Origin of the sequence: Anaerolinea thermophila UNI-1 (genome assembly GCF_000199675.1) — a bacterium.
Classification (GTDB): Bacteria; Chloroflexota; Anaerolineae; order Anaerolineales; family Anaerolineaceae; genus Anaerolinea; species Anaerolinea thermophila.
Genome location: NC_014960.1, coordinates 1,976,737 through 1,989,707, shown reverse-complemented (window position 1 = coordinate 1,989,707; position 12,971 = coordinate 1,976,737). Strand labels below are relative to the sequence as shown.

General features: G+C 47.7%; 6 protein-coding genes. 5 read left to right on the top strand and 1 reads right to left on the bottom strand.

What is annotated here, in order from left to right:
• Positions 1 to 234 precede the first annotated feature (234 nt).
• The 3 genes from ANT_RS08805 to ANT_RS08795 all read left to right on the top strand — a co-directional run bounded on the left by ANT_RS08805 (position 235) and on the right by ANT_RS08795 (position 6,831).
• Positions 235 to 3,720, top strand: coding sequence for a 1,3-beta-D-glucan phosphorylase, GH149 family (locus tag ANT_RS08805; protein ID WP_013560163.1), 3,486 nt, complete (start codon positions 235 to 237; stop codon positions 3,718 to 3,720).
• Between the two features lie 220 nt (positions 3,721 to 3,940).
• On the top strand, positions 3,941 to 5,311 hold the full coding sequence (locus ANT_RS08800) for a glycoside hydrolase family 140 protein (protein ID WP_013560162.1): 1,371 nt from the start codon (positions 3,941 to 3,943) through the stop codon (positions 5,309 to 5,311).
• 14 nt (positions 5,312 to 5,325) lie between these two features.
• A complete protein-coding gene (locus ANT_RS08795) occupies positions 5,326 to 6,831 on the top strand; it encodes a carboxypeptidase M32 (RefSeq protein ID WP_041454864.1) in 1,506 nt (501 codons plus the stop codon).
• Between the two features lie 72 nt (positions 6,832 to 6,903).
• On the opposite strand, the gene ANT_RS08790 is transcribed toward ANT_RS08795, so the two are convergent.
• Positions 6,904 to 9,372: a glycoside hydrolase family 3 C-terminal domain-containing protein gene (locus ANT_RS08790; RefSeq protein WP_013560160.1), complete on the bottom strand. Its 2,469-nt coding sequence runs from the start codon at positions 9,370 to 9,372 to the stop codon at positions 6,904 to 6,906.
• A 150-nt stretch (positions 9,373 to 9,522) separates the two neighbouring features.
• On the opposite strand from ANT_RS08790, the gene ANT_RS08785 reads away from it, so the two are divergent.
• Together ANT_RS08785 and ANT_RS16335 are read left to right on the top strand one after the other, a co-directional pair.
• Positions 9,523 to 12,549, top strand: a complete 3,027-nt coding sequence (locus tag ANT_RS08785) for an alpha-mannosidase (RefSeq protein ID WP_013560159.1) — start codon at positions 9,523 to 9,525, stop codon at positions 12,547 to 12,549.
• A gap of 8 nt (positions 12,550 to 12,557) precedes the next feature.
• On the top strand, positions 12,558 to 12,971 hold the full coding sequence (locus ANT_RS16335; protein WP_013560158.1) for an META domain-containing protein: 414 nt from the start codon (positions 12,558 to 12,560) through the stop codon (positions 12,969 to 12,971).

Below are 12,971 nucleotides of genomic sequence, written 5' to 3'. Positions count from 1 at the left end.
GCCTAGATATTATCACAGGAATTTTTCTGTAATAAATTCCACTTGAGGAATCAAACTTTTTTGTGGATGTTTGCACTGTACTCATAGCCGGAAAAGCAGGTCAGGCTCATTTTCTCCGGGACGAATAAAGATTTTTCCCCAAAAACATTAAACCTGAAACCCTAAATCCGAAACTGTGATTCCGCATAACGGGTTACAATAGATTTACAGACTATTTCCGCTGGAGAGTTTATTATGGTTTCTTCCCCAAATTCCCCTTTATATGTCGGCGAAGGTTTAATTGTCACTCGTTCTAACCAACCGGTTGGGGGCTTTGTCTCTGCATTTGGGGAGACTTTTTACAAGATACAACATTATGATGCTATGCCCCCGTTTTTTATGAACATTGTTAGCGGTGCAGACCACTGGTTATTTATTGCATCTACTGGTGGCTTGACAGCTGGACGTGGCAATGCTGACCGGGCTTTGTTTCCCTATTACACTGAAGATAAACTAACCGAAAATCACGAAAATACCGGGGCTAAAGCCATTTTCCGTGTCATACGGGGAGATCGTACATGGCTCTGGGAGCCTTTTTCAATTCGATATGATCGGTTATATCACATTGAACGCAATCTGTATAAAAATGTCTTGGGAACGACTATCGTCTTTGAAGAAATTAATCACTCCCTTGAATTGACCTATCGTTATGCATGGAGCACGGGTGACCGCTTTGGCTTTGTGAAAACTTCCTGGTTGGATAACACAAGCCGTTTAACTTCATGTAAGGTGGAATTCCTCGATGGCTTGCAAAACATCCTGCCTGCGAATGTAACCTCTGATACTCAAAATATCTTTAGTTGCCTGCTCGATGCCTATAAACGTAGTGAGTTGGATGAAGAAACGGGTTTGGGGATGTTCACTCTCAACTCCCGCCTTACCGATTTGGCTGAGCCAAGCGAGTCCCTTGCGGCAAATACCGTCTTTCAGGTGGGACTAGTGCCTCTGAGCGTTTTATTGTCTTCCAGCCAGTTGGACTCCTTCCGATTTGGTGGAGACATCCAGACAGAGAAAGAAATTCGCGGTATGCGAGGTGCATACTTTGTCCATACTCGCCTGCAACTGGACTCTGGGCAGCAATGTACATGGATGCTGGTCGCTGATGTGAACCAGGACCATGCTTCATTGGCAAAATTGCGTGCGTTTCTCAAAAATACCTCTGCCGAAGATCAACGTCAGGCCATTGAACAAGACATTAACCTCAATGTTTCAACCTTACAGACATTGGTTGCATGTGCTGATGGCATGCAGGTGACCGAAAACGTGCTGGCGAGTACTCATCATTTTGCAAATGTCCTTTTTAACATCATGCGCGGTGGGGTTTTTGCCGAACAATATTGGATTGAAAAAGCCGACCTGCTCAGTTTTTTGGAGACTCATCAGCGTGGATTGACACGCATCCACGCCGGTTTCTTTGCCAGCCTCTCAGAAAAAATTCATCTGGCTGATCTTCAAACTCGCGCCGCAGAGTGCAATGACCCCAACTTGTGCCGATTACTGAGTACTTATATGCCACTTACTTTCAGCCGCAGGCATGGTGATCCCAGTCGTCCCTGGAATCGCTTCTCGATCAATATTAAAAATCCCAACGGAACACGACGTCTTGATTATGAAGGCAACTGGCGTGATATCTTCCAGAATTGGGAAGCCCTGGCTTATTCTTTCCCTCAATACATTGAGGCTATGATTGATACCTTTTTGTGTGCAACCACCGCTGACGGCTACAATCCTTACCGTATCAACCGTGCCGGCCTGGATTGGGAAGTTCCTGATGAAAACAACCCCTGGGCAAACATTGGGTATTGGAGTGATCATCAGACTATTTACTTACAGAAATTGCTTGAAGCCAGCGAACGTTTCCGTCCCGGCCAACTGCGGCAACGACTTAACCAGCCCTGTCTGAGTTATGCCAACGTTCCCTATCGTATTAAGCCCTATGATGATTTGCTGAAAGACCCTTACAACACCATCGTTTTCGATCATACGCTCCATAAACAAATTCAGCAAGCAGTGAAAAAGCACGGTACAGATGCACGCTTATTACGCTATGCTGATGGGAAGATCATTCATGCCTCGCTAACCGAAAAACTACTCACCCTCTTGCTGGCAAAATTGGTCAACTTTGTCCCTGAGGGGGGGATCTGGATGAATACCCAACGCCCTGAGTGGAATGATGCCAACAATGCACTGGTTGGACGGGGGTTATCGGTGGTTACATTGGGTTATTTACGTCGTTTTCTTGAATTCTTCCGTGAACTTGTTCGGGATGAAGCTGGTGAGTTTTCGGTGCATATGGAGGTGATTGAGTGGTTAAAGGCGATCTTCTCGGTCCTAAAACAGTTCCAGTCATCGTTGGAAGATTCCTTTACCCCTGTTCAGCGTCGGAAAATCATGGATGCTCTTGGTGAAGCGGGCAGCATCTACCGCTGGAATGTTTATCAGAATGGTTTTTCCGGAACATTTGCTCAATTGCCGGTTGGGGAATTACAGGAATTTCTTGCCTTAGCCCAGAAATATATTGAGCACAGCCTGCGAGCTAACCGTCGTCAGGATGCACTTTATCATTCGTACAATCTCCTGCGATTGGAAGATAACAGTGCTTATGTTGACCATCTTTATGAAATGCTTGAAGGTCAGGTTTCTATCCTTTCTTCTGGACTGCTCGATGACAAGGAATCTCTTGAATTACTGCGCGGTTTACGCCACAGTGCTCTCTATCGCCCAGACCAGCATTCTTACATTCTCTATCCGGATAGGGTCTTGCCTTCCTTCTTGCAAAAAAACACTCTTAAACCTGAAGAGGTCAATCATCTGAAGTTGCCTGCTATGTTGATTGGGGCTGGGGATACCCGACTCTTTACCCAGGACATCAATGGGTTCTATCACTTTGCCAGTGATTTGCGTAACGTGAAAGATGTTCGTAAGGTTTTGGAAGAATTAAGGGCTGAACTGGCATTTGCTACCCTGGTCGAAAATGAACAGCATGCTATTCTTGACCTCTTCGAACGTACCTTCCGCCACGCGGAATTTACCGGACGCTCTGGTACTTTCTTTGCTTACGAGGGATTAGGTAGCATTTACTGGCACATGGTTTCCAAATTGTTGTTAGCTGTACAAGAGAATGCTCTGCGTTTTCAACATACCCCCAGTGGCGAGGGCTTGCGCAAAGCCTATTTTGATATTCGTGCAGGGCTTGGATATCAGAAATCACCTGCTGAATATGGAGCATTTCCTACGGATCCATATTCTCATACTCCTGCTGGGCGAGGTGCTCGCCAGCCTGGTATGACCGGTACAGTGAAGGAAGAAATTCTTACCCGTCAGGCAGAAGTTGGGTTGCAGTTTGTCGATGGCAGGTTGTCGTTTAACCGCTTCTTACTCGACCCTGCTGAACTGCTGAGTGAGCCACGGACGGTTACGTACATTGATGTTTTGGGAGAACCACAAATCTTTTCTGTGCCCGCTGGCTCGCTGATTTTCTTTGTTTGCCAAACACCTGTCGTTTTGAAATTAGGCATACATGATGAAATTACCATCCATTACGCCGATGGCACCATTCGCATTCTCGATGGGAGGCTTCTGGATGAAGAGACCAGTCAGCATATCTTCTGGCGTGATGGAGTTGTCCATCATCTGACAGTTTCGCTGGTTGGGGAAAATAACCTCGGTGAAACAAACTGAAACCTGGTTTCTCGTCCGACTTTTTCCACTACGAGGTGCTTTGCGTCCTAATGTCATAACTTGGTTGCTCATGGCTGTCGGAAAAGAAGTGCTTGAGGGTAGAAATCCTCTCCTAAGAGTTGATAGTATCGAATGGTTGGGTTTAGAAGATTGTGCTCTCAAACTCAGGATTCCTGCGGGAGAGTGCCATTTTTCTTGGTAGAACAGAAAAGGGAAGCACATGAAACAGATTGGCACAAGCAAAAACCAAAGATTTCTTGTGGATGAGGAAGAAAAGCCCTTTTTCTGGTTGGCGGATACAGCCTGGGAATTGTTTCACCGATTAAGTCTTGCTGAAATCACTCATTATTTTGAGGTACGACGTCGGCAGGGGTTTAATTTGATTCATGCAGTCCTGCTTGCCGAACTCAACGGTTTGCATGTCCCGAATGCGAACGGACACATTTCTCTTTGTGGAGATGATCCTGCGCGTCCGAATGAATTTTATTTCCGCTTTGTAGATGAGGTGGTACAACTGGCTGAACAATATGATTTATATGTGGGACTGCTTCCAACCTGGGGAGATAAAGTTCACGGAGGGTTGTGGGGTATTGGCCCGGTTATTTTTAATGAGGGCAATGCACGAGCTTATGGAAATTTCTTAGGCGAGCGCTATCGCCGATTTAAAAATGTGGTTTGGATTTTAGGGGGAGATCGTTCTGCAGAAGGCTATGTGGCCATATGGAAATCACTGGCAGAAGGGATCATCGAAGGATTGGGGCATAAACCCTTGATGACTTACCATCCTATGGGAGGGTTCAGTTCATCGAAATGGCTTCATCAGCAGGATTGGCTCTCAATGAATATGCTTCAGTCCGGCCATGTCCTTCTGGATGCTCCAAATTGGGAAATGATTACCAGAGACCTTGCCCTCCAGCCTGTTAAACCTGTACTGGATGGTGAACCTAATTATGAAGATCACCCCATCGACCCTTACTTGAGGGAATGGGAGCCCAAATTTGGCAGGTTTACTGATTATGATGTCCGAAAACAAGCCTATCGCTCTGTTTTTGCCGGTGCTTGTGGGCATACTTACGGGAATCATTCTGTATGGCAATTCTGGGATCTTTCCCGTGAGCCGGTTACTCATCCCATGCGGGTATGGCAGGAAGCCATTTTTGCTCCTGGAGCGTGGCAGTTGACGCATTTGAAATCCCTGATGTTATCCCGCCCGTACTTTACGAGAATTCCTGACCAGTCTTTATTACCCGAAGAACCCACCCCTCCACCGGTTCAAGAGATTCAGTCCGACAAAGAAAATTCAGCACGTGCTGCCCATTCCAGAGCCACACGTGCAGAAGATGGTTCTTATGCTATGGTGTACATCCCACAGCCGGATAAGAAGGTAATTGTGGATCTCTCAGAACTTGCGGGAACGGTTCAGGCGTGGTGGTATGATCCACGTACTGGAAAGTCATTTGAGATCGGGGTCTTCTCTCATCACAAAATCCAGCAATTTACCACGCCTTTCAGCGGCCCTGACTGGGTGCTGGTACTGGATGAAAAATCACGAAAATTTGGTGCTCCCGGAACCTCTCAAAAATCTTGTTGAAAGGATGGACGAAGATGGAAGAAAAAATGCGAGATTTGAAACAACGATTATCCGAAATTCATGACCTGGAAATGGCAAATGCGGTGCTAGGTTGGGATCAATTAACCTACATGCCTCCTGGGGGGGCTGAGGCGCGAGGACGTCAAATGGCAACCCTTGCTCGTCTGGCGCAGGAGAAAATGACTGATCCCGGCTTGGGAAAGTTGATTGAAGAATTACTACCTTATGCCGATTCGTTGCCCGAAGATCACGATGATGCTGCCTTAATCCGTGTGGCTAAAAGGGATTTTGACCGCTTGACCAAAATTCCACCGCAATTAATTGCCAGAGTCTATGAGCATCAGTCTCGTTGCTACATGGCTTGGACTGAAGCCCGTCCAAACAATGATTTCGAGAAGGTAAGACCCTTGTTGGAGCAGACTCTGGAATACAGCCGCGAGGTTGCCAATTGTTTCCCGGGGTATGAACATATTGCCGACCCATTAATTGATTGGGCAGACTATGGAATGAAAGCCAAAAACTTGCGCGTACTTTTTGACCAACTGCGCCAGGAACTTGTACCTCTGGTGCAAGCCATTACTTCATACCCTCCATCAGATGATTCTTGTCTGCGACAGCACTTTCCGGAAAAAGACCAGATTGCTTTTGGTGAGCAGGTTATCCGTGCTTTGGGGTATGATTTTCAGCGTGGAAGGCAGGATAAGAGCCCACACCCCTTTACCACTCGCTTTGGTTATGGTGATGTACGCATTACCACCCGCGTGAAAGAGAACGATTTTGGGGAGGCTTTCTTCAGCACGGTTCATGAAGCCGGACACGCCATGTATGAGCAGGGATGCAATCCCGCCTTTGATGGGACACCCCTCTTTGGAGGGACTTCCGCAGGGGTACACGAAAGCCAGTCGCGGCTTTGGGAAAATGTGGTGGCGAGAAGCCGGGAATTTTGGGAGTATTACTATCCGCTGTTGCAAAAAACCTTTCCTGGTCAATTGGGGAATGTGACTCTGGATACTTTTTACCGAGCCATTAATAAAGTGCAGCCTTCACTAGTCCGTACAGATGCTGATGAGGTGACATACAATCTCCACGTCATGATTCGTTTTGACCTTGAGTTACAGATGCTGGAAGGTTCCCTGGAGGTCAAACATCTACCGGAAGCCTGGAATGAACGCTACCGTTCAGATTTGGGAGTAGTGCCTCCCGATGATCGTGATGGTTGTCTGCAGGATGTTCACTGGTATGGAGGGTTCATCGGTGGACAATTCCAGGGATACACGCTTGGAAATATTCTGAGCGCATTGTTTTATCACCATGCAGTGTTGGAAATTCCTTCGATCCCTGAAGAAATTCGCCAGGGGAAATTTGAGAATTTACACGGGTGGCTGAAAGAACACATCTATCAGCATGGCAGGAAATATACTGCTCCGGACTTAATTCGGCGTGTTACTGGTCGAGACCTGGATATCCAGCCCTATATTGCCTATCTCAAACGTAAGTACGGTGAATTGTATTCTCTGTAAACGTATTATTTAAAACGCGAAGAGGGATCGGGGTTGAATACACCGATCCCTCTTTTTTTCATCGCAACCAGCCTAAGCCATTCTGAGTACAGCAGAGGCTCGAATGTCTTGTGAAGAGGAGCCTACCAGAATCTGGAATTCACCGGGTTCAACTACCCAGCGCGATTGATAAGGATCGTAGAATGCAAAGGCTCTCTCGTCCAATTCGAAAGAGACTGTTTTTGATTCCCCAGGTTGCAATTCAACTTTTGCAAAACCTTTCAGTTCTTTGGGTGGACGCACCAGGGAAGACTCAGGGTCGCCTACATACAATTGTACCACTTCTTTACCCGCGCGTTTGCCGGTGTTTTTCACGGTTACCTGTACCTTAACAGATTCCCCAATGTTAACCTCCGATGGTAAGGTCAGATTTTCGTATTCAAACGTGGTATAGGAAAGCCCATGTCCGAAGGGGAAGAGAGGGGATACCTTTTTCTTCTCGTAATATCGGTAACCTACGAAAATACCCTCTCCATAGTACACCTTCCGATCGCCCGGGTAATTGATATAAGCAGGCGTGTCTTCTAAACGGCGCGGGAAAGTTACTGTCAGTTTCCCCGAGGGATTAATTTCACCAAAGAGGATTTTGGCAACAGCGTTGCCTCCTTCCTGCCCGGGGTAGTAGGCTTCCAGAATGGCAGGCACATCTTCAGCCCAGGGCATTTCCACCGGGGAGCCGGCATTCAGGATGACAACAGTTCTGGGGTTGGCTTTCAGAACAGCCCGCACCAGTTCATCCTGCGGACCCGGAAGGCGCATATCCGGACGGTCGTACCCTTCGCTTTCAAATCCTTCCGGCATGCCAATAAACACCAGGGCAACATCACTCTTCGCGGCAAGTTCTGCGGCTTTTTGGATTCGATTGTCCTCTCCAGGACCAAAGACTCGCATACAGGCAAGTTTCCAGAAAGCAAATTCCTCGTCATTATCCTTCAGGTATTCAATGACCAGATCGTAAGATTTTCCTTCTTCCAGGGTTGTTTGGAATTGCACTTCACTCTCTGCGCGATGTTCTTTGGGTTTTGAAGTATTCTCAAAGACTTTATTGCCGTTGATAAATACCCGACACGTGCTTGTATTCACAAGGAAGAATGTGAAGTTGCCACTTTCCAGAGGGGTGAATGATCCACTGGCGCGCAGGGAAAAACGTGGCGAAGTGATTTTGGAAGCGGGGAGAGAATTTGCCCACATCCACATTTCTGCTTTGGGGATAGATATCGTCCCTGCTGGTTGTCCTTGCAAAGCAGGATTGTCAAAGAAATCCACTTTTAACCCGTTAACCCCTAACCAGTCAGCACCGAGTACGGGGGGCTGGTGATAATTATCGCAGCCTTTTTCATACTCAATTTGGATTTTATCTCCGAATCGTGCGCGCAGTGCTTCCAGGGGGGAAACCCGATAAGGCGGATCAACATAAGAAGAGCCGCCGCCACCAATGCGATCCTCAGCTGCATTGGGACCAATCACGGCGAGAGTGCGAATCTTTTCGATATCAAGGGGCAAAAGGTCTGCCTCATTCTTGAGCAAGGTGATGGCTTCTTCTGCCACTTCTAATGCCAGGGCTTGGTGTTCTGGAGTATTTACCGAACCGGGTGGCAGTGTTGCAGGATCGTCGAACTTACCAGCCCTGAACAAAATGCGCAGGATGCGGCGAACGGCATCGTCTATCACTTTTTCATCAATTTGCCAGTTGTGTACAGCATCTTCAAGAAGTTTGCCGTAATAGCGTGCCGGTCCCGGCATCTCCAGGTCTAAGCCATTTTCAACCGATTCAAAAATGGTATGGTTAGCACCCCAGTCTGAGACGACTACACCATCAAATCCCCATTCTTCTTTGAGGATCTCGCGAAGCAAGTGTCGGTTCTGGGAGGCGTACACCCCGTTGATACGGTTGTATGCACACATGACGGTAAAGGGTTTGGCTTCCTTCACCACCATTTCAAAGTGGGGAAGATAGATTTCCCTCAGGGTGCGTTCATCGAGTTCTGAGGAACCTCGATGGCGTTCAAATTCCTGATTGTTTGCCGCAAAATGCTTCAGAGATGCGCCAACTTTTTTGCTCTGCAATCCTTTGACCCATGCCACACCCATTTTCCCGTTAAGATAAGGGTCCTCGGAATAAGATTCAAAATTTCTCCCGGCAAGCGGATGGCGAACGATATTCACGCAGGGTCCCAGTAAAATATCACAATCCATCGCGCGCGTTTCCTCTGCCAGCGCCATGCCCACTTTTTCGATCAGTGCTGTGTTCCAGGTTGCCGCCATGCTGACTCCGGTGGGGAAGCATGTGGTGGGACCGGCTTTTCTTCCTGCCTCTGGATAACTTGAACGCACGCCATGGGGTCCATCAGTCATGGTAATCGAAGGAATCCCTAAGCGTGGAATGGGCATGGTTCTCCAGGCGTCTTTCCCTGAGAGCAGGGAAACCTTTTCTGACAAAGTCATCTGAGAGAGGAGTTCTGATATCTTTTGTTCGATGGTGTCTTGATTGTGAACGTTCATATAAGACTCCTAAAAAAAGAAATGACCAAATGGGGGTTTACAATTATCATATCACAAAAGGGAAAAATGACGCCGGTACATCTATCCGTATATTTGTGAAATTCGGCTTAAAATTTCACTGTCAACGTCCAGGAAAATTAAGGAGAAAAAATGGCTCTTACACCTGAATGGGAAAATCGTATCAAGCGTTGGGAGCGTACCCTGTGGGAGGCTATTTACTTACCGGTGATGGAAATCCCTCTGGAGGGGTTTACGACCACTCTCCGGTTAACGTATGAGCAGGCACTTCAGGGCAATTTCATCCCCATGCCTGCTGGAACACCTTGGGGAGCAAAATGGGAGTACGGTTGGTTCCGTACCAGAGTGGTGATTCCTGAGGTTCTCCAGGGAAAACGGGTTGTTCTTCGACTTGAACCCGGGGGTGAGAGTCTGGTTTGGGTTAATGGAAGGATTGAAGCCTCAATTGGTTGGGCACACAAAGAGTTTACCCTCGCGACTTCTGCCCGGGCAGGCGATGAGTATGAAATTCTTCTTGAAGCCTATGCCGGGCATGGAAGAATTACCGTTGGAGATGGGCCAAACCTCTGGGGCGTGCAAACCGTACCTGAACCCCCTGCGGCTCAAACCAGAGTGGGTAACAGCACGTTGGGGATTTGGCGCGAAGAAATTTACCAGTTGGCGCTGGACTTTACCACGTTGCGGGAATTGCGGGATGGACTCGATCCCTTATCCTTGCGTGCTTCTGAAGTGGATGAGGGTTTGATGGATGCTACCTGCATCCTTGACCTTGAACTTCCGGAAGATGAATTGCTGGAATCGGTTCGTCAGACACGAGCCCGCTTGAAACCTCTTTTGGAATGTCGGAATGGCGATACGACACCCGAATTACATGCTTTTGGACATGCTCACATTGATGTAGCCTGGCTCTGGCCTCTTCAGGAAACGGAACGCAAAATTGCGCGCACGGCGATTAACCAGTTGCGCTTAATCGAAGAATACCCCGAATACCGTTTCCTTCAGAGTCAGCCTCATTTGTATCTCATGCTCAAAACCCACTATCCTGAACTGTATGCGCGGTTCAAAGATGCTGTTCGCCAAAAGCAAGTGATTGCAGATGGCGGAATGTGGGTAGAAGCCGATACCAACATCAGCGGCGGAGAAAGCCTGATTCGCCAAATCCTCTACGGCAGGAGATTCTTTGAAGAGGAATTGGGTGTCAAAAGCGAGATTTTATGGCTTCCCGACGTGTTTGGATATTCCGGTGCTTTACCGCAAATCCTGAAAGGCACCGGAATGAAAGGTTTCGCAACACAGAAGATTACCTGGGCTTATGGGGGAGGAGAACCATTCCCGTATAACATCTTCTGGTGGGAAGGAATTGATGGCAGTGTAATTCCTGCACACATCTTCACAGAATACAACAGTCAAACCAGCCCTCGTTATGTGTTTGAGCGTTGGAACACACGTTTGCAGAAAAATGGTATCCAAACCATGATTTTCTCGTTTGGCTGGGGGGATGGCGGAGGCGGGCCTGAACGAAATCACATTGAATACATTCGCCGGGAACAAAATCTGGAAGGTTTGCCCAAGGTCAAAATCTCTTCGCCAGCGGAATTTTTTGAAGACCTGACGCGCCGTGGACTACCCCGCCAGAAATATGTGGGAGAACTTTATTTTCAGGCCCATCGTGGTACCTATACTTCTCAAGCAAAGACGAAAAAAGGCAACCGCAAGAGCGAATTTGCCCTGCGTGAAGCCGAATTTTGGGCAACTGCTTCCCGTGTGTTGCGAGGGTATGAGTTTACTCAGGATACCTTGAAAAACGCCTGGACAAAAGTATTGCTTAATCAGTTCCATGACATTTTGCCCGGTTCTTCGATCCGTCGTGTATACGAGGAAGCGGAAACCATGTATAGTGAGGTTTTGCAGGAGTGTCGATTGGTTACCGAGCAAGCGTTGTCTGCCATGGTTCAGCCCTCTGACACAGAGGTCACCGTTTTCAATTCCCTGAATTGGGCACGCAAGGTTTGTGTAGAAGTGCAGGGAAAGTTGACCGAGGTGGAAGTTCCACCCTGTGGATGGGTTACGATTTCTCCCCCCGGTGAATCTCGATTGGATGGTGAAAGTCGGGTGCAAGCAGGAATGCTGCCGGAGGGCGGCGCTTTCCTGGAGAATGAAATCTTGCGGGCAGAATTCAATGATCGGGGAGAAATTACCCGGCTGATGGATAAGGAAACAAGCAGAGATCAAATTACTGGAAAAGCCAATGTCTTCCGAATGTATAAAGACGTACCTGATGTATGGGATGCCTGGGACTTAAACAGTATGACGGAAGACATCCCGGTTCCATTGGATGGAAATTCGTTTATTGAAGTGTATTCAAGCCATTCTCTGGAAGCCTCATTGCGTGTTACGCGAAGGCTTCATGAGTCTGACCTTGTGCAAATCATCCGGTTGAGAAAAGGTAGCCGACGAATCGATTTCATCACCGGCATTGAATGGCGTGAAAGCCACAAATTGCTCAAGGTGAATTTCCCCGTGAATATTCATGCCAGCGAAGCCATTCACGAGATTCAATTTGGGCACATTCGTCGCCCCAATCATGCTTCCCGACAATTTGATGCTGACCGGTTTGAAGTCAGCCAGCATAAATGGACTGCACTGGCAGAAGAAGGACGAGGGGTGGCTGTCCTGAACGATTGTAAATACGGGGTTAGCGTAAAGGGCAATAGCATCAATCTCACACTGCTTAAGTCCCCTCTGGCACCTGATATGCTGGCAGACAAGGGACTGCAAACTTTCACCTATGCTGTTTACTTCTGGAATGGCAGTCTATTAGAAAGCGGATTGATTCAGGAAGCCTATGATTTGAATGTGCCGCCAGTGGTCCTCAAAGGCAATGGGGGTAAAGGATCCTTGCTTCAAACTAGTTGCTCGAATGTGGTGTTGGAAACCGTTAAACTTGCCGAAGATGGCTCAGGAGATATCATCTTGCGATTCTATGAAGCGATGCGTACGAGGACCCATTGTCAGGTACAGTTGAACTTGCCGTTCACCCAAGCAGTGGAGACCAATCTGCTGGAAGAAGAATTACAACCGGTCTTATTAGACGGGAATACCATGCACCTTGAATTCCGCCCGTTTGAAATTAAGACCATTCGCTTGAAGACTGAATAGGAGAGGATATGAGAAAAGCAACTGCTCTTTTGATTACCATCCTGGCAATTGTGATTCTCTCTGCTTGTGCTGGCACTGCTGAGGAAGAGAACCCATTGAAGGGAACAGTCTGGTCTTTAGAGACCATTGGAGAATCAGCGGCTTACCCCGGTGTCGATGTGATCGTTGATTTTGGGGATGGCGAAGTGCGAGGAAATACAGGGTGCAATGATTTCAACGGACAATACAAAGTAAAGGGCGATACCATCGAATTTAAGGACGTCTCTATGACGATGATGGCGTGCCAGAACCCCTCGCTTCGCGCTCAGGAAAATGCATTTCTGAACGCGTTGCAGTTGGCACGTTCGTATCATACGGATGGAAATATGCTGGAATTGCTGGACGAATATGGAGAAACTCTGATGATTTTGAGACGGTACTGA

Coding starts and splice junctions, on each gene's coding strand:
- ANT_RS08805 (WP_013560163.1), top strand. CDS start 235: ATGGTTTCTTCCCCAAATTCCCCTTTATATGTCGGCGAAGGTTTAATT.
- ANT_RS08800 (WP_013560162.1), top strand. CDS start 3,941: ATGAAACAGATTGGCACAAGCAAAAACCAAAGATTTCTTGTGGATGAG.
- ANT_RS08795 (WP_041454864.1), top strand. CDS start 5,326: ATGGAAGAAAAAATGCGAGATTTGAAACAACGATTATCCGAAATTCAT.
- ANT_RS08790 (WP_013560160.1), bottom strand. CDS start 9,372: ATGAACGTTCACAATCAAGACACCATCGAACAAAAGATATCAGAACTC.
- ANT_RS08785 (WP_013560159.1), top strand. CDS start 9,523: ATGGCTCTTACACCTGAATGGGAAAATCGTATCAAGCGTTGGGAGCGT.
- ANT_RS16335 (WP_013560158.1), top strand. CDS start 12,558: ATGAGAAAAGCAACTGCTCTTTTGATTACCATCCTGGCAATTGTGATT.